Annotated in this window: 19 protein-coding genes and 5 pseudogenes; 14 read left to right on the forward strand and 10 right to left on the reverse strand. The window is 61.6% G+C overall.

Translation table 11 applies throughout. The annotated features are described in order from the left end of the window. Positions 1 to 8: 8 nt before the first annotated feature. Together BI49514_RS01465 and BI49514_RS01470 are read right to left on the reverse strand one after the other, a co-directional pair. The gene (locus tag BI49514_RS01465) at positions 9 to 353 is read right to left on the reverse strand and encodes a protealysin inhibitor emfourin (protein ID WP_101543666.1); all 345 of its coding nucleotides are present in this window, start codon (positions 351 to 353) and stop codon (positions 9 to 11) included. Beyond that, entirely contained in the window at positions 350 to 1,474 is a 1,125-nt protein-coding gene (locus BI49514_RS01470) for a M4 family metallopeptidase (RefSeq protein WP_101543668.1), read from the reverse strand. Before BI49514_RS01470 ends, BI49514_RS01465 begins: the two co-directional genes overlap by 4 nt. A 92-nt stretch (positions 1,475 to 1,566) precedes the next feature. On the opposite strand from BI49514_RS01470, the gene BI49514_RS01475 reads away from it, so the two are divergent. The 4 genes and pseudogenes from BI49514_RS01475 to BI49514_RS16755 all read left to right on the forward strand — a co-directional run bounded on the left by BI49514_RS01475 (position 1,567) and on the right by BI49514_RS16755 (position 5,085). Then, positions 1,567 to 2,889 (forward strand): MFS transporter, encoded by a 1,323-nt coding sequence (locus BI49514_RS01475; protein WP_244195203.1) that lies wholly within the window; start codon positions 1,567 to 1,569, stop codon positions 2,887 to 2,889. Between the two features lie 721 nt (positions 2,890 to 3,610). After that, positions 3,611 to 3,976: pseudogene (locus BI49514_RS16745) on the forward strand (AarF/UbiB family protein); the annotation flags it as partial. Positions 3,977 to 4,116: 140 nt separating this feature from the next. Then, positions 4,117 to 4,344, forward strand: a pseudogene (locus BI49514_RS16750) (AarF/UbiB family protein); the annotation flags it as partial. A 270-nt stretch (positions 4,345 to 4,614) separates the two neighbouring features. Next, positions 4,615 to 5,085 (forward strand): hypothetical protein, encoded by a 471-nt coding sequence (locus tag BI49514_RS16755; RefSeq protein WP_257904108.1) that lies wholly within the window; start codon positions 4,615 to 4,617, stop codon positions 5,083 to 5,085. A gap of 533 nt (positions 5,086 to 5,618) precedes the next feature. On the opposite strand, the gene BI49514_RS01490 is transcribed toward BI49514_RS16755, so the two are convergent. Then, entirely contained in the window at positions 5,619 to 5,927 is a 309-nt protein-coding gene (locus BI49514_RS01490) for a helix-turn-helix domain-containing protein (protein WP_101543669.1), read from the reverse strand. Positions 5,928 to 6,032: 105 nt separating this feature from the next. Between BI49514_RS01490 and BI49514_RS01495 the strand changes: the two genes are divergently transcribed. Next, positions 6,033 to 6,809 (forward strand): hypothetical protein, encoded by a 777-nt coding sequence (locus tag BI49514_RS01495; RefSeq protein WP_101543671.1) that lies wholly within the window; start codon positions 6,033 to 6,035, stop codon positions 6,807 to 6,809. A gap of 43 nt (positions 6,810 to 6,852) precedes the next feature. On the opposite strand, the gene BI49514_RS01500 is transcribed toward BI49514_RS01495, so the two are convergent. Continuing rightward, positions 6,853 to 7,419 carry a hypothetical protein gene (locus tag BI49514_RS01500; protein WP_101543673.1) on the reverse strand — a complete coding sequence of 189 codons (567 nt, stop codon included), beginning with the start codon at positions 7,417 to 7,419 and terminating at the stop codon, positions 6,853 to 6,855. 1,152 nt (positions 7,420 to 8,571) lie between these two features. Beyond that, complete coding sequence (locus tag BI49514_RS01510; RefSeq protein WP_101543676.1) at positions 8,572 to 9,294, reverse strand: MerR family transcriptional regulator; 723 nt, start codon at positions 9,292 to 9,294, stop codon at positions 8,572 to 8,574. A gap of 54 nt (positions 9,295 to 9,348) precedes the next feature. Between BI49514_RS01510 and BI49514_RS01515 the strand changes: the two genes are divergently transcribed. Continuing rightward, positions 9,349 to 9,789, forward strand: coding sequence for a putative immunity protein (locus BI49514_RS01515; RefSeq protein WP_244195205.1), 441 nt, complete (start codon positions 9,349 to 9,351; stop codon positions 9,787 to 9,789). A 10-nt stretch (positions 9,790 to 9,799) separates the two neighbouring features. Beyond that, positions 9,800 to 9,943 (forward strand): annotated as a pseudogene (locus BI49514_RS16245) (helix-turn-helix domain-containing protein); the annotation flags it as partial. 28 nt (positions 9,944 to 9,971) lie between these two features. Here the strand turns inward: BI49514_RS16245 and BI49514_RS01525 are convergent. Further along, positions 9,972 to 10,649, reverse strand: coding sequence for a helix-turn-helix transcriptional regulator (locus BI49514_RS01525; protein WP_244195206.1), 678 nt, complete (start codon positions 10,647 to 10,649; stop codon positions 9,972 to 9,974). A 114-nt stretch (positions 10,650 to 10,763) separates the two neighbouring features. On the opposite strand from BI49514_RS01525, the gene BI49514_RS01530 reads away from it, so the two are divergent. From BI49514_RS01530 to BI49514_RS16460, 6 genes and pseudogenes are all read left to right on the forward strand, one after another. Further along, positions 10,764 to 11,633 (forward strand): NAD(P)H-binding protein, encoded by an 870-nt coding sequence (locus BI49514_RS01530; RefSeq protein WP_101544056.1) that lies wholly within the window; start codon positions 10,764 to 10,766, stop codon positions 11,631 to 11,633. Between the two features lie 78 nt (positions 11,634 to 11,711). Then, positions 11,712 to 12,696, forward strand: a pseudogene (locus BI49514_RS01535) (IS481 family transposase). An 85-nt stretch (positions 12,697 to 12,781) separates the two neighbouring features. Further along, positions 12,782 to 12,991, forward strand: a complete 210-nt coding sequence (locus BI49514_RS01540) for a hypothetical protein (protein ID WP_101543682.1) — start codon at positions 12,782 to 12,784, stop codon at positions 12,989 to 12,991. Continuing rightward, positions 12,981 to 13,712: a hypothetical protein gene (locus tag BI49514_RS01545; protein WP_101543684.1), complete on the forward strand. Its 732-nt coding sequence runs from the start codon at positions 12,981 to 12,983 to the stop codon at positions 13,710 to 13,712. Before BI49514_RS01540 ends, BI49514_RS01545 begins: the two co-directional genes overlap by 11 nt. A gap of 856 nt (positions 13,713 to 14,568) precedes the next feature. Next, positions 14,569 to 14,793, forward strand: coding sequence for a hypothetical protein (locus BI49514_RS16455; RefSeq protein WP_167443901.1), 225 nt, complete (start codon positions 14,569 to 14,571; stop codon positions 14,791 to 14,793). After that, entirely contained in the window at positions 14,790 to 14,951 is a 162-nt protein-coding gene (locus BI49514_RS16460; RefSeq protein ID WP_180954341.1) for a putative glycolipid-binding domain-containing protein, read from the forward strand. Before BI49514_RS16455 ends, BI49514_RS16460 begins: the two co-directional genes overlap by 4 nt. A 57-nt stretch (positions 14,952 to 15,008) precedes the next feature. On the opposite strand, the gene BI49514_RS01555 is transcribed toward BI49514_RS16460, so the two are convergent. Both BI49514_RS01555 and BI49514_RS01560 read right to left on the reverse strand, forming a co-directional pair. Beyond that, positions 15,009 to 15,638, reverse strand: a complete 630-nt coding sequence (locus BI49514_RS01555) for a LysE family translocator (protein WP_101544058.1) — start codon at positions 15,636 to 15,638, stop codon at positions 15,009 to 15,011. Between the two features lie 5 nt (positions 15,639 to 15,643). Beyond that, positions 15,644 to 16,216 (reverse strand): CGNR zinc finger domain-containing protein, encoded by a 573-nt coding sequence (locus BI49514_RS01560; RefSeq protein ID WP_101543686.1) that lies wholly within the window; start codon positions 16,214 to 16,216, stop codon positions 15,644 to 15,646. A gap of 257 nt (positions 16,217 to 16,473) precedes the next feature. On the opposite strand from BI49514_RS01560, the pseudogene BI49514_RS16255 reads away from it, so the two are divergent. Next, a pseudogene (locus tag BI49514_RS16255) lies at positions 16,474 to 16,995 on the forward strand (alpha/beta fold hydrolase); the annotation flags it as partial. Between the two features lie 42 nt (positions 16,996 to 17,037). Here the strand turns inward: BI49514_RS16255 and BI49514_RS16260 are convergent. Both BI49514_RS16260 and BI49514_RS01575 read right to left on the reverse strand, forming a co-directional pair. Next, a complete protein-coding gene (locus BI49514_RS16260) occupies positions 17,038 to 17,394 on the reverse strand; it encodes an IS630 transposase-related protein (protein WP_115614090.1) in 357 nt (118 codons plus the stop codon). 186 nt (positions 17,395 to 17,580) lie between these two features. Further along, entirely contained in the window at positions 17,581 to 18,864 is a 1,284-nt protein-coding gene (locus BI49514_RS01575) for an APC family permease (RefSeq protein ID WP_101543689.1), read from the reverse strand. Positions 18,865 to 19,067: the final 203 nt, after the last annotated feature.

Here is a 19,067-nt window from a genome sequence, read left to right on the forward strand (position 1 = left end):
CATAGGGGTCAGCCGGGTTGGCGCCTCTGCGGTTCGGCGACTTCCCGCACGTCATCGACGAGCTGTTTCCACTCCGGCGGCATCTGAGACTCGCCGAAGCGGACTCGCCCGTACCGGCTCTCGATCAGGTAGGCGAACCGATCAGCACCCGTGGCCCGCGGGACATCATCACTCTGCGTCACACCATCGCTCTGCCCGCTGTCGGACCAGGGAAGTTCGGCGATGCGCGGGCCCAGTTCATCGCGTCGGGTGCTTGCGTCGATGTCGACCTCCCAGACGAGGAGCATCCCGCCGATACCGCCCGAGCGTTCGACGAGCAGATGCCCGAAACCACCGGCAGGCTTCTCGTTCACCAGCTGCTCCCCTGGTTTCCGCGGGCCGAACCTGCGTGGGAGATGCCCACGGTTTCCCACCCGGACACGATCGCATCGTGAACGTCGGATCCGGCTCCGAACTGGTCGGCCGCCTCGGCGATGGTGAGTTCTGCGAACTCCGCGAAATCGGTGCGCTGCGTGATCTCAGCCCCTGTGAGGACGGAGTACCAGACCTGTCCGACGCTTTCCCAGGCCGGGCCGCCCACGGCGATGGCGGCGAGCGCGAAGGCCCGGTTCGGGATCCCGGAGTTCAGGTGGACCCCGCCGTTGTCGGAATCGGTGGCGACGAAGTCGTCCATATGCGCAGGCTGCGGGTCCTTGCCGAGGACGTCGTCGTCATAAGCCGTGCCGGGTTCGATCATGGAGCGCAGGGCACGACCGGTCACCTCGGGGGTGAAGATTCCGGCACCGATGAGCCAGTCGGCGTCCTCGGCATTCTGTCCCGCGTCGTGCTGTTGGGTCAGGGCGCCGAAGACATCAGCGCAGTGTTCGTTGAGCGCTCCCGGCTGACCGAAGTATTCGAGGTCGGCGGCGTGGCTGATGACGCCGTGGGAGAGTTCGTGGCCGATGATCGACAGCGAACCGGTGAACCCGGTGAACACTTCGTCGTCGCCGTCGCCGAAGACCATGAGGCGGCCGTCGAAGAAGGCATTGTCGTAGTCCTTGCCGTAGTGGACGCTGGCCATGAGCGGCATTCCCGCGCCGTCGAGCGAATCGCGCCCGAACACCTCGGAGAACAGCGAATACGAAGCGCCGAGCCCGTCATAGGCTTCGTTGACCGGTTCATCGCTGACGGGCTCTTCGCCTTCGGAGCGAACGAGTTCCCCCGGCAGCACCTCGGTGTTCTGAGCATCGTGGACGAGGCGCTGCAGGCCCGCCGGAGCGGGCGCGGCGAGCGCGGATTCGTCTCTGCCGAGATCGGCCGGAGGGGTATAGCGCAGACCGGCCAGGCGCAGGTTCCGGCAGCTCTCGTCGGACATCCGGCAGCTTGCCGCGGCGGCTGCGGCCTTCGGGAATCGTTCGGTGCCGCGCTCGGCAATCGCATCGAGAAGATAGGGCGGGACGACACTGTGAAGTGGGAGAACGCTCGAAGAGACCATGACTCCAGCGTGCCATTTCCGGCGACGAACCGATAGGGGACCCGGCACATCCGCGGCGGACGGCCCGCCGCGACCTCAACTAAACTTGCTACGTGCTCAAACCCATCCTGTGGCCGGTGCTCGTGCCGTTCGCCCTCTTCGCCGTCGGCCTGGGTGCGATCATGCCGATCCTTGTGCTCGGCGCGCTCTCGCTGGGGTCGACGCAGGCGTTCGCCGCCGCCATCGTCGGCATCATGGGGGCCGTGTCCCTGATGGCCACGGTGCCGGCCGGGATCCTCATCGACCGCCTCGGCGATTTCCGGGCCATGTTCGTGGCCACGTGCGCGGCGATCATCGTGCTCGGCTCCATCGTCGCCGCCTTCATCTGGGATTCGCCGTACTCGCTGCTCGTCTACACGGTCGCGCTCATGGTCTTCGGCCCGGTCTCCGATGTGTGGAGCCTGGCCAGGCAGGCCGTCGTCGCCGAGGTGATGCCGCCGGCCGACCTCGCGAAGGCGATGACCGCGCTCGGCGGCACGCAGCGGGTCGGCAACCTCGTCGGGCCGATGATCGGCGCCGGCCTCATGCTCGTCTTCCCGATCTGGTCCGTGTTCGTCTTCTCCGGCCTCACCGCCGTCGCAGCGATCGCGATCATGACCCTGCCGATCGCACAGATTCCCGGCTTCGAGGGCCATCCCCACCGCGCCGAGGCGACGCCGACCTCCCCTGCGGACGATATCTCCCCCACCGAGGCGGCCCACCCCACCGAGGCGAACGATCCGGCACACGGTGACGTCGCCCCTCCTCGGCGGGGGAAGAAGGATCGCCGGCCGCCGCTGGACGTGCGGTGGAAATCGGTCATCCTCACCGGCGTCACGATCATCGCACTGGCAGCGGCCCGCGCCGCCCAGCCGGTCGTCGTCCAGCTGTGGGGCGTCGAGATCGGTCTGCACAAGTCCTCGATCTCGCTCATCATCGCCTTCGGCGCCGGACTCGAACTCATCGTCATGTTCCTCGGCGCGTACATCAAGGATCACCTCGGTCGGGTCGCGACCCTCGTCGCATGCCTGTCCATCTTCGGCACCGGGTTCGTCATCCTGGTCGCAAAACCGGATCTCGCCGGAATGGTCATCGCCGCCGCGGTCATGGCCTTCGGCAACGGCCTCGGCGCGGGCGTGAATATGACGATCGGAGCGGACCTCTCCCCCGCGGTCGGTCGCCCCCGCTTCCTCGGCATCTGGGCGATCTTCAACAACGGCGGCAAGCTTGGCGGGCCGACGCTGCTGTCCCTCATCATCACCGTGACCACCCTGCGCTTCGGGGTGCTCTTCCCGGGACTGCTCGCCTTCCTCGGTGCGGTGTGGATCCTCATCTGGGCCCGTCAGGTGGGCCTGCCCGGAAGGCGGAGGCGCCTCGATCCGCCGAAGGCGGACTGACCCGCCGCCTTCGGACTGCACCTCCGGCTAAAGGCTGCCCCTTCGCGCACGGACTGACTCGACGGACCAGGCTGGAGATGACCGAATCGACGAAGTTCGGCTGACAGCCCGAAGCTGAAGGCCCGCAGCGGCCGGCCCACAGCTGAGAGTCCGAGCAGGATCAGGAGAGTCATCAATGGAAGCACTGGACGTCGGCGGATATGTGCTGGTGAGCCTGGCTGCGCTCGTCTTCCTCTTCCTGCAGTCATGGTTCGCCGCCACCGTGGTCTGTCGCGTCGTCGGCGTCCCCACCGGCTGGCCGCGCACGCTGGCCGTCGGTCTCGTCATGAGCGCCGTCGTGGCCGTGACCGTCCAGTACCTCTACCGGGCCGGCACCGGGCACAACGTCGACGGACTCGACATCTCCCCCGGAGTGGCGGTGCTGTTCACGGTGCTCGCCCTCGGGTGGATCTTCGCCCTGGGCGTCGCTGCCCTCGTCATGCTCGAAGCGGCCTTTCCGACCGGATCCCTGCCGAGCCCGCAGTCACTCTTCTTCGGGTGGAAGTCCCGCCGTCGCCGCGGCGGCCGCTATGCCCAGGTCGTGTCCATCGCCGTGCGGCACGGGCTCGGCTCACAGCTGCGCGGCTTCGGAGGGGATTCGCCGGGTCGCGACGTCAAGACCGCACGAGCGCTCAAGGAATCCCTCGCCGAGGCGGGGGTGACCTTCGTCAAGCTCGGACAGATGCTCTCGACCCGCCGAGACATCCTCCCGCCCGTGTTCGTCCGTGAGCTCGAAACCCTCCAGACCCAGGTCACACCCGAGCCCTGGTCGGTCATCGAACCGGCCATCGCCGAGCGGCTCGGTCGACCGATCGGAGAGGTGTTCGCACGGATCGGCTCCACGCCGCTGGCGGCCGCCTCGGTGGCACAGGTCCACGAGGCGACCCTGCTCGACGGCACGGAAGTCATCGTCAAGGTGCAGCGGCCGAAGGCACTCAATCAGGTCACTCAGGATCTCGACATAATCCTGCGGTTGGCGGGTTGGCTGAACAAAACCACGACCTGGGGCAGGGATCTGGGTGTGCAGTCGCTGGCCACGGGCTTCGCGAACACGCTCGAGGAGGAGCTCGACTATCGGATCGAGCTGGACAATATGGCCAGCACCGAGGCTCTCTCAAACGGTCGGGGAAGTTCGACGTCACCGTTCCGCACGGTTATCCGGGCCTCAGCGGCGAACGCCTGCTGGTCATGGATCGGATGCCCGGACAGCCGGTCTCGCGGGCGGGGGCGCTGCTCACCGAGCTCAGCGGTGCCGAGCGGTCCCGGTTGGCGACCACACTGTTGGGTGCCACGCTCGAGCAGATCATCGGGGATGGGATCTTCCACGCCGATCTGCATGCCGGCAACATCTTCATCACTCCCGACGGGAAACTCGGCCTTCTCGACTTCGGTGCCGTCGGTCGGCTCGGCCCAGCCACGCAGACGTCTCTGGGCCTCATGCTCTATTCGATCGATCAGAACGACAGCGCCGGGGCCACCGACGCCCTCATCGAACTCCTCGGGCGTCCAGACGGGCTCAACGATCGGGGGGGGGGGGGGGTCGAACGGGCCGTCGGCGAACTCCTGCTGCGCTACGGCGGCGGCACCCGTGCGGCACAGGGTCAGAAGCTCTTCGACGATCTGTTCAATCTCGTGCTCGCGCACCGGTTCTCCGTGCCGGCACCGATCAGCGCCGCATTCCGGGCGATGGCCTCCGTCGAGGGTGCGCTGCTGACGATCGACCCGCACTTCGACGTCGTCGCCGTGTCCCGGCAGGAGGGCAACAGGCTCGTGAGGTCGAAGCTCAAGGGCACGAAGATCACCGATGAGCTCCAGCGTCGGGCGCTGCAGCTGATGCCGATGATCGACCGCATGCCCCGCCGGATCAACAAGATCACCGAGGACCTCGAACAGGGACGGTTCTCGATGAACATGCGTGTGCTCGAGAATCCATCCGACCGCAGCTTCCTCACCAGCCTGTTTCAGCAGCTCATCGTCGCCGTCCTCGCCGGGGCCGCCGTGGTGGGAGCAATCATGCTCATCACCAGCGACGAGGGTCCACTGCTGACGAAGGACATCCGCCTGTACTCATTCTTCGGCTTCGTGCTGCTCTTCGGCGGTTTCGTCTTAAGCATGCGCTCCCTCATGCTCGTTTTCCGACGCGACGGCCAGACCTAGCCGGTCGCCCGGCGGCTCGCTTCCGCCGCTCGTCTCCGCCTCCGCCACTCGTCCGCACCGCTCGCTTCCGCCGCTCGTCCGCAGCGTCCGGCCACTCGCCTCCGCTGCCTCGTTCAAGGCCGAGCGCACTTTTCGCGCCGTGTACGAATCGATAGCCGCGCTCCGCCTCGAACGAGAGATGTCTGCGCTTGGACGAGAAGCTTGTGCTTGAACGAGCGCGGCCAAGGCCCGTCGCCCGCAGCAGCGCAGATCCCAGCCACGGCACGGCCCGGGCATGAAGAGGCCCCGCGCCCACTGTTTCCAGCGATGCGCGGGGCCCTACCGAATGGAGCCCCCTGTCAGACTCGAACTGACGACCTTCGCTTTACAAGAGCGGTCCGCCTCCCAAGTTGCAATTGGTTGCGGTTGGTGAATATGGGTGCTGAACTGCGCAAATATCGATCATGGAGCCGAACTGTTTGGCGTCAATTGGTGGCCATCGGTCGTGATAGTTTACGCGCAGGTTACGCGCAACGTCCGCAATATGTTCGCAGTCAGATCGTCCGGTCGAGCCTGTCAGCGATGTCCTGGAGGCGTCGAGCCTCGTCGCGAATAGCCGCGACGACAGCTCGCCGCTCGTCCTCACGCTCGGTGATCGGCAGCGACGCTGCCATGAAATAGCCCTGGTGGTTGGAGTAGACGTAGCCTGCGTCCTGCAGGTCGCCCATGGCTGCCACGGCGGTTCCTGTCGCCACGTTGAACTCGTCGCAGACTGCGTAGACAGACGTGAAGTGCATGTTTGCCTGGTGGTTCGATACGATCCGCTCCCGCAATGTCTCCGCGATCTTTTCTCGCTTAGTCATTCCAATCCTCACTGAACTTTGCTACGGTGATCTCATCACTGCAATTATCATCGATTCTTGCAGTGAAGTTCAGCATAGCAGGCTTCAGTGACAAATGGAGTGACCATGGATTTGACCATCACGGTGCGGGCCGACGTGCTCGCCGCCATCACACACGATCTTTACGGAGGAGAAAGCCTCGGTGACGTAATCGAGGACCTGTCCTACTGGGAGGCGGCAGCTCGCAAGAGGTTCGCCGGTTCGAGCGAGGACACGTCCTCGCCCATCGATCCCACGACGACGAGCCCCACAACGACCATTTCAGTGCCGATCTCCGATGCTCCGGTACGGATGCTTCGCGAGTCCATGCGTCCAGGGGAGACGCTCGACGGCCTAGTCACGGCGCTCCTCATCGCCGAAGTCCGGCATCGGCGCACAGGCATGCACTGGCCGGTCTACGGTGCCAATGAGCCGGTCATGACCGATGACGCCACCACCGTTCAGCGACTGATCGTCCACCACGAAACCGCTATTACGACCACAGGAGGTCACCTTATGTACACGATCACTACAGAGGTGCGCGACGACGTGCTCACCGCGTTCGATGCGTCCCTGGATGACTGGGAGGACCGCAATGGCGAGATCGCGGCCTTGATCCACCTCGAAGACGAGTGCCGGGATGCACAGTGGTCGATGGTCTGCGATGACATTTCGAGCGCACAGGCGGGTGCGACGACGACCATCGATGTTACCCTCGACGCCCATGACTATGCCACGTTGGAGCGTCTGCTCGGGACTGGCGAGGATGCGGGGCAGCTGCTGACAGGCCTGATGCTCAGCGCCCTGTCTGGACACAGGCAGGGTGCGGTCCGAGCATCTGATCCTCTGCCGATGCCTGCGTGAGCCGCCGCACGCGAGTGCCCCCGACAACGAGTCGGGGGCACTTTTATGTGCTCATATCCGAGTACAGCTGCTGTATTGCGTCTTCCCGCGAAAGCAGGTTCGCGGCGAGGTCAGTGCGCAGGACTTCACGCTGTTCCCATACCGTGCGCGCCACATATACCCGCGCATGCTGGAAGCGGGCGCGCATTTCTCGAATGTCGAGGAGGCCGCCGATGAGGCCGCCGATCACGGCCCCGATCACGCCGCCGATGACCGCGCCCGTAACGCCGGTTACCGCGAGTGCAACGACCTTTTCGCCGGGGAGCATGTCTGTGGTGCTGGCGACCCCATTGACGATGAGCGCGGTTGCCACACCGCCGATGACGGCGACGACACCGCCGGTCCCGAGGATGCTCAGCAGATATATGAGCCATCGCTTACGCGGCTGGCGATAGGAGGGCTGAGGTGCTGGCATGGGAGGCAAATCCTGCTCGGATTCGAGATACGCGATGTCCTTTGCTCGCACTCGATCAGCCCACTCCACCACCGGGCGCATCGTTTTGTACCCGGCGACGCCGCCAGTGATGCCACCTGCCACACCGGCCAGCCCAGCGACCGCTGCCGATTTCATAACCACGATGATATCTGGTGGTTCTGACACGGCCTAGGTGCTCGGGTGCCGTCCCGGGCAGGAGTAGTGATGGTCCCCAACTTTTGAGGCAATACGGGGAGGGCGGAGGGAAGGCGAAAGGCCCGGGTCGATCGCGAAGATCGAATACCGGGCCTTTCTATGCTTTAACCGCTAAGCGCGTTGAGCGAGGCCTAACTCGCTAGCGGTCTTTCTGCTAACTAGTTTACGCTCGTATACGAGGATAAGCAAAGGAGCGCCATGGAGTCGTGGGTCATCGAGTGGTTGAGCGAAGAGCGGCTCCGACGGTACTTAATCGCCGCCGGTCACAACGACGATCGAGCATTGCGGTTGTATGAGTGGAACGCAAACGTCAACGCCTCACTGCTTCATGATTTCGCGCACTTTGAGGTAGGCGTGCGTAACCTCTACGACCGAGGCCTACAGCTGTCCCTCCGCCAAGGAGAGAATCACTGGTTTGAGGACATACCTCTGCGCCGCCTCTTTCCGCACCAACACGGCGGAGACAAACGGTCCCGTGACGACGTTGGTAACGCGAGATCGCGAGCCGGGGGTTACAGCGCCCCACCCGGAGCCATACTGGCAGAGATGATGTTCGGTTTCTGGGCGAATTTGACCGCTCACCGCGTCCAGTCGACCGTATGGCCGTACCTCAAGCAGGTACTTCCCAATCAGACCGACCGTGCGCAGCTGCATGACAGCATGGCGGAGTTGAACAGGACGCGTAATCGGGTAGCCCACCACGAGCCAGTCGACTCGGCAAACGTCCAAGTGACACTGCGACGCATGAAACGCATCGCCAAGTACGTATCACCTGAGTTCGCCGCCCACCTCGAAAGTATGAGCACGGTAAGGACTTTGCTAGCGCAGCGCCCTTGATGCCGCCCGTTACATTCATTGTCAAGTAGCAGCCGGGGGCTGCGTGTTGCTCGGAGCGGGTCGCGCTCATTTCATCCTGGTGAGAACTGTTGATAGCGACATCGACAGAGTCGTTCCAATCGATGTCACCGGCAAAATTAGCATCGGGAAGCACGCGTTCCAGGCTCCGCTCCCGGTGTCGCCGCGGCGGCAAAGCGGCTAGTGGCACTAGGCGCACTAACTGTACTGACCGGGGACATTGATCGAGACCGCTTCCTAGACGAAATCGAGCACTCGAACGTAGTGATCGAGTGCTGCGCTGGCCGCGAGAAGAGCGCGTGCGCGAGTGTTTAGTTGCTGCCGCCAACCGTTAACCGTATCTGCCAGTTCGACGGCACCGCCGTGATCTCTGACCGCAGAAATAGTCCTGGCGATACCGGCAAGGCCGTGACCTCCTCGTCTCAACAAGTGCGCAAGCTCGGCGTCTCTGACGTCGGCTGCGAGGTAGTGGCGGTGGCCGGTATCGGAATTGCGCTGTGGAATGAGGATGCCAATCTTTTCCCAAGCACGCAGGGTCATGGTCGTAAGTCCAATCCGTCGGGATAACTCGACGGGTGATAGCGGGCTCGAGAGCGGGGCGGGCCGACCTATGACGGATTCGTCCAAGTGCGAGGCCAGACTTTCGACGGCGTCCCGATCAGCAAGCAACTGAGCGTGAGCGACGTCAAGCTCGGCTAGCGGATTGTCCATTTCTCCAGTGTTGATGCCGCACATGATGACCGCGGCTCTGGGCCGTCCGGTTGCGGAAGTGAGTGCCATGAAGGTCTTCAGCGCCTCCAAATGGATGATCGTGTAACGCCGATGGCCGGAGACCAGACGGATCGAGGATGGAAGGATGCCCTCATCTTCGTAGTTTCGAACCGCCTGTGTAGACACGCCAGCTTCACGCGCTAGATCCACCGGCCGTAGTGATGGTTTGAGGTTTTCGCGCTTGGCCATGGGCTTAGGATGCCACAATCCTCAACGGAGGTTTTAGAAGTAGCCTTGATGTACATGACGAATGATCAGCTCACAGCTCCAGAACTGACAGAACTCACCCTGACTGAGCCGGACCGTCGAGAACTGATCGGCTGGGCCGCCACCTGCGTCCGCCGACTCCTGCCGGTATTTATATTGCATCGTCCAGACGATGACCGACTCGCGAACGCGCTCGATGCCGCCGACAGGTTCCGAGAGGGAAAGCTCACGGTGGGGCCTATGCGCAAGCAGGCGTTCGCGTGCCACGCTGCTGCTCGCGACTGTACAGACCCTGCGGCCGCTGCTGTGGCGCGTGCCTGCGGCCAGGCCACGGCTGTTGCCCACATGGGTGGGCACGCGCGAAATCTGCCGCGGTATACGAAGAAAGCTCTGTCAGGCCATGTGCTCGCTGAAGAACTCGAATATCAGCAGTCGCACGTGCCCGACCGTTTCCGTATCTACATTTACGGCGAGTGAAAGGATTATTGTGTCTCACCCCAATGCTGCACTGACCCCGCGTCACCGTATGAAAGTCGCTCAGCTTGTCGTTGACGAAAGATGGCCCATCACGGAAGTAGCGGCACGGTTCCAAGTATCCTGGCCAACTGTGAAGAGGTGGGCCGAACGGTACCTTAGATGTACTGACCGGAGACGATAGTTCAGTGTTCGCAGGTGGCTCCGAAGTCGCTTGTGAGCCAGTCCGCGATCGAGTGCCACGGGAATATTGGCGGGTCATGAGGTCCAGGGAAGGTTGCCACCTCCTCTACGCGGTCGAGGCGGAAGATGCGCCAGTCCTCGCGCATGAGGTCGTAAGCAATGAGGTACCAGCGTTGCTGGCGCAGGAAGTGTCGATACGGTTCGATGGTCCGGTGCGAACGACGACCATGCTGGTCGGTGTAGTCGAAGGTGACCCGCAAACTTGTCGCGACGGCGTCGGCGATCGTGCCCACGAGATTCCAATCCACGGACGCTGGAGGTTCCCGAGAGACTTGTGTCGACAGGGCCACCGCCGCAGCCCGCTGTTTCAGCTTTCTGGGCAGGACTTGCTCGAGCTTGGCGCATGCTGTCACAGCGGTGGCGTCGTCGGGTGACCACGCTTCGAGAACCAACAGGCTCGTGATGATCGTCGAGACCTCGTCCGCTGTCAGCAGCAACGGCGGAATCTTCATACCCGGCCGAAGAGCGTAGGTGCCGCCGGGGCCCGGGCGGGAGCGAACGTCGTAACCCAGGTCGCGCAGCCGCATGGCATCCCGACGCACGGTTCGTTCGCTGACCTGCAGCTGATCTGCCAGCTCGCGACCACCCCATTGTCCTCCTGACTGGAGCAGCGCCAGCAACTTGAGTGATCGCGTCGATGGAGTGTCCATGTCTCCATGGTTCCAGAAATTGCGGACAGGATCAGGCCGGATCTGCCTCTAGCGTGGAAGCACGAACGGAAGAGAGGAATCATCATGACGATCGCCATCACGACTCCGCAGGGGAACGTTGGTCAACACCTGACGCGCATGCTCATCCGAGCCGGAGTCAGACCGCGGTTACTCACCCGCCACCCGGAGAAAATCTCGACCTCCGTTGCGGAGTATGCGGACGTGGTGGAAGCAGACTCGTTCGACCCTGACCAGATCGTTTCAGCCACCGCTGGTATGGACGCGATCTATTGGGTCGATCCCCCAACCACCTCGTCGGATCATCTGGGAGACTACCGGCGTGCGACGGAGTCAATCGTCGCCGCGGTTGAGGCGAACCGGATCGGACGGGTTGTTTTCCAGAGCAGCGTTGGCGCGGAAAAGCGTCACGGTGCCGGTGAAATCGATGGCCTGGCCGAGACGGAAGTCGCTCTCGATGCCTGCGACGTGGACGTCACTCACCTTCGCTGCGGGTTCTTCTTCACTAATCTGCTGTTGGACCTGGCGTCGATCAGAACGGGGCACCTCCAGACCGTACTGCCACCCGACTTTCCGATGGGCTGGGTAGCCCCGCGAGATATTGCTGAGGTAGCAGCGCTCATCTTGCTGAATCGCAACTGGAGCAGACGCCACGTCCAGGCAGTTCACGGCCCTGAGGACCTGACATGGTCCCAGGTCGCGACAATCCTTTCAGAAGAGCTCGACCGGGAGGTCCGAGTCGAGCAGATCAGCGATGCCCAGATGCGTGAACAGTATCTCCAGGTAGGGATGCCACCGGACATGGCCGAGGCAATCCTTGGGATGCCCACCGGTCTACGTGAGGGCTTCATCCCCGAGCAGAATCGCACCCCGCTGACTACCACGTCGACGCATCTGCGTGTTTGGCTCCATGAGGAGCTCATCCCCGTTCTCTGAAGAGATTGAACAGGCAGGAGAAATTGCCAACGACAGGCAGTCCCATATGGGGCCGCCTGCTCAATTCCAGGAGATCGAATGTCACACGCTAACGCGGCCCTGACGCCGCGTCACCGATTCAAAGTCGCTCGTCTCGTGGTGCACGAAGTATGGCCGATCAGTGAGGTCGCCGCTCGTTTCCAGGTGACATGGCCGACCGTGAAGAGATGGGTCGACCGTTACCGTGCCGGTGAGCCCATGCACGATCGATCCTCTCGGCCGAAGTCGTCACCGAATAGGACGAGCAAGGACGTGGTGAAGCGGTGCGTGAGCCTGCGGATGCGGTTGAGGGAAGGACCCGTTCGGCTCGCCGGCCGGCTCCACGTTGCCCCATCGACGGTTCACCGTATCCTGCGCTCGGCGGGTCTCAATCGCCTCTCGTATACCGATCGAGCTACGGGTGAGCCGGTTAGGCGGTACGAGCACGACCACCCGGGGTCACTCGTACATGTCGACGTGAAGAAACTCGGAAACATCCCTGACGGTGGCGGCTGGCGCTACGTCGGTCGTCGCCAAGGCGAGAAGCATCGCGTCGCAACACCGGGAGTCACTCAGTGCCTACGGTAGCCCAAAGCTCGGATACGCGTTCGTTCACACCGTCCTTGACGACCATTCCCGCGTCGCCTTCACCGAGGTCCACGACGACGAAACAGCTGCGACCTCAGTCGGCGTGGTGTGCCGCGCGGTGGAGTGGTTCGCCAAGCACGGCGTCACCATAGAGAGAGTGCTTTCGGACAATGGAGGTGCTTATCGGTCCAACCTGTGGCGCAGCACGTGCGAAGCCCTCTCGATCATGCCGAAGCACACGCGCCCTTACCGGCCTCAGACCAACGGCAAGGTCGAGCGCTTCCATCGCACCATGGCCGACGGCTGGGCATACGCTCGCTGCTACACCAGCGAGCAGCAACGCCGAGACGCTCTACTGCCGTGGCTGCACCACTACAACCAGCACCGGCCACACACCGCTTGCAACAACCAGCCCCCGTTCTCAAGATTGATCAACGTCCCCGGCCAGTACAGCTAGCGCTGTCAGCGCGAGAATCGCACCAATTCCAAGCTGCGAAACTTGTGTCAGTGCCTAAGCGTACTCTCAACGAATCAAGGTTATTATGAGTAAAACCGGGAGGTGGAACACCATGCCAATAGCGACGACTGAGATTATCTCTCTCGAGGATGCTCGTAACCGTTATGCAGCTCTAATTGCGGGCATCAGCGATTTAGATGAGTTCAAAGCGCGCGGGAATGCTTATGCCTTGAGTGATGACGATCAGGCTCTGTATGACGATCTCATGGAGCTGGAATATCTCATTGGAGATTGAGCGTACCTCGCTGGAAACTCAGGCTACTGACTTCGCGCAACGGCTAACTAAGACAGTGCACGCGGTGGCGCCTCAATGTGACCCGTTCAAGGCTCTCAACATTGAAGGCACACCGCGTGTTTCTGTACGCCAGAACCCGTCGGTTGGCATTCCTCTGGCTGTGGGCGGGCAGCCGTTCCTCAACCTTAAGGTGGACTATAGGTGCTGCCTCGACAGGGACGGTGACTTCCTAGCAGTCGAAAAGTCTAAGATCGAAGTCGTCCCGATGGCCGGTACTGGTCCGATCTTCCGATACGAATACGACCGGAACTCCGGCAAGGTCCCTTCCGCGCATATGCATGTTCATGCCCATCGGGACGCGTTCACATTCTTGATGGCCAAGGCGGGACAGAGCACGCGCCGGGCGCGCCTACGTGCTGATGCCAATGCGGTCCCATCTTTGCAGAGCATCCATTTCCCTCTCGGCGGTCACCGTTTCCGCCCTTGTCTCGAAGACGTGCTCGAAACTTTGATCGAAGAGTTCGGGGTGGATAAGCAGGAGGGCACGATGGCGGCTCTGAAGGACGGGCGAGCTGAGTGGCGCCGAACACAAACGCGCGCCGTGGTGAGAGACGATCCGGCCTCGGCGATAGATGTCCTTCGGAATCTGGGTTACGACGTCGAGTGGGCGTCTGAAGGCGATCCTCCCTCTGTGCGGTGGGACAGGCTCCAACAGCACTAGGGATCCTTTTAGGTTTGTCAAACAAGACTGGCAGGGGTCGCCCACTGCGGCACCCTGGTTGGTGCCGTGGTTGAGAAGGGCCGGTCACCATAGTCATCATGTGGTGACCGGCCCTTCTGATGAATTCCTACCGCACTGGGCAGCGTGCTCGCGTTTTGCACTTCGTGGCCGGGGTTCGTGGCCTCCGAAGCCACTGTCCTGCGTGGAGGTACGATCGGTAGGGGAGAGATGCCGTGACTCTGTTACTGTCCCGGCGCGCTGGTGCCCATGCCGGCCTCATAAGCGTGGACAACTACGTTATTCGCACGATCTTCGCCTCATCGGCGATCAGAGCTGTCTAGTTATGACAGTGTGAAGTAGCCCACCATGACGGTTTCATTTGGCCCCACCCGCGACTCGCAGAAGTTGTCGCGACGGCCACAACTTGCCTCTCCTTAGAACCACACGCTGGTTCAACAGAACAGGGGCCACCACCATGGAGTCACGAGTGGAACTCTTCGCCACCATCCGCCGCGACGCACGCATCGAAGGAGTCTCGAGCCGGGCTCTCGGCCAACGCCACAACGTGCATCGCCACCGTCCGCCAAGCCCTAGACAATACTGAACCGCCACCATGGAAATTGGCGCAGAGAACCTCACCGAAACTGGACCCCCACAAGCCAGGCATCGACGCCATGCTGCGCGCTGATCCCGATGCATCCTGGAAGCAAAGCCACACAGCAACCAGGATCCTGAACCGCCTCATCGACGAACTCCCAGCTGTCGGACTCTCCTATTCCGCCGTCCGCGATTATGTGCGGATTCGCCGGACAGAAATCGATGCCGCTTCTGGTCGAGGCAGGCGAACACTGGATGCATGACGACTCACCTCTACGTGTGGACCGGCGTGGACGACCCTTCACACAACGACGTGGCCCAAGTAAATTTCGGCGACGACGGTATTCGGGTGGCAGGATCCTCAATCGCCTCGTCCCACGACACCAGCTGGATACTCGATGTCGGCCCAGGCTGGAAGACACGTCGCATCGTCGTGACGGCAACGGGACGAACGTGGGGATCGAAGTGCCCTCACTTCGAGTGATTCGCAGCGACCAGGTCTACGACTCGAGCCCGACTGCTGGCAAAATGCGCTACACCAGTTACGGCAGAGACTTCAATGCCGAGATCACGGTTGACTCCCGCGGAATCGTCATCGACTATTCGGACCTGGCACTACGCCCTGACTACAACTCAGTTTGATCTGCTCATCCGCATGCTCTGATCCGGATCAGTGGTGCGATGGCAGAGTTAGCACTCTCATTGCAAAAACAGATCCACGACCACGAGTGCTGCCAGTGCTAAATAGACTCCGGCCGCAATGTAGTGGAGGAGTCTCCCACCCTTCGCGCTGTCTGCAAACCATGATTGAAAAGAACCAGCGAACAGCCCGACGGCGCCGTAGAGAACGAATTCGATGAGAATATCGATCACGCTTAACAGTGCTAACTGCAGAGTCGGGCTCGACGCTTCTCCGATGAACTGTGGTAACAGGGCGATGAAGAAGAGAAGCAGTTTCGGGTTCGTGAGACTGACCAACAGACCCCGAAAGTACCAACGACCAGCATCCAAAGAGCGCTGATTACCTGCCGCGGTTCGCGCAGAGCGGATTGCTCCGATACCCAGCCAGAGAAGATAGCCCGCACCGAATATTTTGATCACCGTTAGAGCGAGGGGGCTCGAGGCGACTATGGTGCCCAATCCCGCTATGACGATGAGCGCGTAGATTCCCATTCCCGAACAGATGCCCGCGATGGCAGAGAGCGCTGCTCGTCGACCGCTTCCGAGACCAACTGCGACCATGTAGGCCAGGTCTGGTCCTGGAGCGATGAGGATGAGTATGACGGCAAGAACGAATCCTGGCACTACCGAGAGATCAATCGTCGTCATCACGCTCACCGCCGGGCCATTCCCGTGGCATCCATCCTGCGATGACGGTGACGGTCGACGCGAGCTCGATTGCCGCAGCCAGGACTGCACCACATTTGGTTCGGCCGGGCACGATGAAAAAACTGACCGCACGATGGCGCTGAGCACACGGCGATGTTGGCGAGATCCTCTCGCGCGAGGAGATCGACCACAGCGGCAGCAAGAAGCCCGGCAAGTGCGTCGAACCCGCCCTCCGACGCACTCTGTAAACGAGAGGTTCCAGCTGCCGACCCAAGCAACCGGAGTGTGCCGCCGATTTCGATTGCCTCGTTGATGGTGGCAACGTCAGCCTGCGGCAACGTCCTGTCGTCGCAAGCGGCGTGCAAGAGCCGAAGGGCGCAATCGCGGAGGTTACGCAGGTCCCGGAGGCTCTCAGATGTCAGGACAACGGTGGGCAAGTCAGCGGGTTCCGCTTCGTGCCAGTCGTGAAATTCTTCGACGGAGCCAATGAGTTCGATAGTGCTGTTATCGACTACCTTGATCGTGTTGGCGAAATCGACGGCGAGATGGTCGCCCAGCCATGCCCAGGTCGTCTTCATACCCACAGACTGAAGGGTAATGCTATAGGTTGTCAAAAACCATTACATGAAGCTGTCGCGCCCTCGCCCTCACAGTGGGTACTGCTTGTTTCCGATGCGGTCAGATGTACCGCTCAATGCCGAATGGATCTGGAAGGCTTGTTGTAACAGGCGTGGCCGGATGATCGGGAATTTGTATCTCTTCGCGCAAGCACTACTTTCACTTCTTTCGCATGTAGAACAGCGCTCGAGCAGGCTGGAGCGCTCATACTGGTGAGATGTTCGACAATTTCATCGACGAGATCGTTGTGATCAAGGAATGTGCGCTACGAGTTCGCCGTGCAGGCGAGGGCCCCGTAGTGTTGCTGCTCCATGGGCGTCCACGTACGGGATCGACCTGGCATCGAGTCGCGCCCGAACTAGTCGCGGCTGGCTTCACAGTCGTCGTCCCGGACCTACCGGGCTATGGGCGGTCGATTGGCCCTACACCAACAAGAGATCATTCCGCCCACTCGAAACGAGAGATCGCGGGAATATTGGCAGCGCTTATGCTTGAACTCGGGTACAAGCAATACTCAGTTGTCGGACACGACCGCGGTAGTTACGTAGCACTCCGCGTCGCGCTGGACTATCCAGACCGGGTCGATAAAGCGGTGCTGATGGATTGCATCCCCATCAGCGAGCATCTGCGACGCGCGGATGCTCGATTCGCAACTCGGTGGTGGCACTGGTTCTTCTTCGCTCAACCCGAGACGCCCGAACGGGTCATCAACGCGGACCCTGAGGCTTGGTACACCGGCGATCCGGAGACTATGGGATGCGAGAACCACGCTGAATGGCGCTTAGCGATGCGCGATCTTGATGGCCGCGACCAGTTCTTGATGCCGTGTATCGCGTTGTGTGGGACCCGCCTTCGTGCGGCTGAGCCAGCGGTAGAACGATGCGCGGGCGATGCCGAGGACTGTGCACATCATCGCGATCGAATAGGTGGCCTTCTCTCCCTGAATGAACTCGTAGACATCCTCTACTGTTGCTTCGCTGCAAAGAAGGTTGACTTTTCCCAGGAACTCGTTCTCCTGCTTCAACCGTGCGTTCTCAGCCACGACCGCCTGGTGTTCGGCCCAAGACACCGACTCCAGCTCGTCAGTGGCGAACTTTTCGGGATGCTCAGCCCGGTACCTCTTGATCCAGTTACCCAACGTTCCAGGCTTGACTCCAACTGACTCCGCGACCTGGACGATCGGTCGGTCGCGAGGACGTGCTGCTGCTCGGGGATGTGCAGACCTCCGGCGGGCTGCTCGTCGCCGGTGAACTGCCTGGTCACCCGGTCATCGGCGAGGTCGTCGCCGGCTCGGGCGTGCGGGTGCGGTGACGACCCTGTCAGCTCACGAATCCGCGTGTGGCGAGACGGTTGGTTCTGACAGGTGAGGGCGGTGTCTCCCGGATACGACTGCGACGAGCCACAATAACGCGCAGATCAGCCAGGACAGCCACATCGGAGGACCAGCCAAGACCGCCACCAACAGCACGCTCAACCCGCTGATCACGCTGACCGTCAACGCTGCCGCTCCGCTGGATAGCTTCCAGAAAGACACAACACCGATACCGTAGAGCACGAAGTACATTCCGCCGGAAAGCACGAACAGCATCTCGAAATCAATGAGGTCGAGGGCACCGAACAGAGTGATGATTGTCAGCAACACTCCGACGGCTCCCACTGACACAATCGGATTGCTGTCTTGAGCACGCACCCTGCTCAGCGCTCTAGGGAGATGGCCGCTCCGGGAAAGCCCGAATACCAGACGTGACAGAGCAAGGACCGAGGCACAGACGTTGGCTGTGATACAGGCGATGACCAGCACCACGACAATCGGTCTGCCGATATGGCCGAGCGAGTGTTCGGCGAGGATCAACAGCGGAGCCGAGTTCAGCGCCGGGTCCCTTCCGTCGACCACGGCGAAGAGACCAAACAGCAACAGAGCATAGAGAACCACCACCGCGGCATATGAGGTGGCGAAGATCTTTGGGATCAGGTCTGCGCGTTTGTGCTCCTCAAAAGTGAAAGCAACAGTCTCCCAACCGGTGAAAGCAACGTACACCGAGGTCAGAACCGCCCCGAGCGGGCCCCATCGAGGCAACTCGATGGAAGGCGGTGGCGTTCCATGCACAACGAGTGCGATCAGCGCGGTAGCCAGCACAAGCGCGAACAGTCCCAACACCAGAGCAACCTGAACCTTGCCCGAGACATTTGTTCCAGCCAGGACGATCACAGTTGCCAGACAAAGGACCATCACGGGGAACAACCATGCGAGTGTGCTCCAACCGGAGAATTCCGCGACATATCGGCCGCCGGTGATTGCAGTGGCAGGGATTCCCGCCGTCAATGCAAATGCGGCCAATAGGCCCGCAGTTTTTCCTGCTGCCCTTCCCAGTGCCGACTCGGAGTAGTGAGCCACTCCGGAAGCTGATGGGTAGCGTCTGCCCAGCCACGCATACGAATAGAGCAAAGGAGCGACCGACACAGCAGCAATGCACCAGGGAATCCATGCCGACCTCCCCAGCTGAAAATAGCTGGTACCCGGAAGGATCATCATCCCGCTGCCTAGGATGGTCGACAGTGCAATGAACGTGCCTACCGTGCCGCCGATCGACCGTCGCAGTTCGCTCATACTCGTCGATTTCCTCTCTGACGCCGAAGTCTGTGGCCGCAACTGTTGTCACACCAACGAAGTTTCGACACATACGCAAGCGTTGGCCACGCTACTGATTGCGTTACCACCTTCACTCTATTAGTGGTAACGTGTCAAGTGTCAACATCGGACAGGTAGCATGATCGAGATGAATACAGCGGATCGAAATGCCGCACCCGACG

Origin of the sequence: Brevibacterium iodinum ATCC 49514 (assembly GCF_900169265.1) — a bacterium.
GTDB classification, from domain to species: Bacteria; Actinomycetota; Actinomycetes; order Actinomycetales; family Brevibacteriaceae; genus Brevibacterium; species Brevibacterium iodinum.

Coding starts and splice junctions, on each gene's coding strand:
- BI49514_RS01470 (WP_101543668.1), bottom strand. CDS start 1,474: ATGGTCTCTTCGAGCGTTCTCCCACTTCACAGTGTCGTCCCGCCCTAT.
- BI49514_RS16755 (WP_257904108.1), top strand. CDS start 4,615: ATGGCCTCCGTCGAGGGTGCGCTGCTGACGATCGACCCGCACTTCGAC.
- BI49514_RS01490 (WP_101543669.1), bottom strand. CDS start 5,927: ATGACTAAGCGAGAAAAGATCGCGGAGACATTGCGGGAGCGGATCGTA.
- BI49514_RS01495 (WP_101543671.1), top strand. CDS start 6,033: ATGGATTTGACCATCACGGTGCGGGCCGACGTGCTCGCCGCCATCACA.
- BI49514_RS01500 (WP_101543673.1), bottom strand. CDS start 7,419: ATGAAATCGGCAGCGGTCGCTGGGCTGGCCGGTGTGGCAGGTGGCATC.
- BI49514_RS01510 (WP_101543676.1), bottom strand. CDS start 9,294: ATGGCCAAGCGCGAAAACCTCAAACCATCACTACGGCCGGTGGATCTA.
- BI49514_RS01515 (WP_244195205.1), top strand. CDS start 9,349: ATGACGAATGATCAGCTCACAGCTCCAGAACTGACAGAACTCACCCTG.
- BI49514_RS01530 (WP_101544056.1), top strand. CDS start 10,764: ATGACGATCGCCATCACGACTCCGCAGGGGAACGTTGGTCAACACCTG.
- BI49514_RS01540 (WP_101543682.1), top strand. CDS start 12,782: ATGAGTAAAACCGGGAGGTGGAACACCATGCCAATAGCGACGACTGAG.
- BI49514_RS16455 (WP_167443901.1), top strand. CDS start 14,569: ATGACGACTCACCTCTACGTGTGGACCGGCGTGGACGACCCTTCACAC.
- BI49514_RS01555 (WP_101544058.1), bottom strand. CDS start 15,638: ATGACGACGATTGATCTCTCGGTAGTGCCAGGATTCGTTCTTGCCGTC.
- BI49514_RS01560 (WP_101543686.1), bottom strand. CDS start 16,216: ATGAAGACGACCTGGGCATGGCTGGGCGACCATCTCGCCGTCGATTTC.
- BI49514_RS01575 (WP_101543689.1), bottom strand. CDS start 18,864: ATGAGCGAACTGCGACGGTCGATCGGCGGCACGGTAGGCACGTTCATT.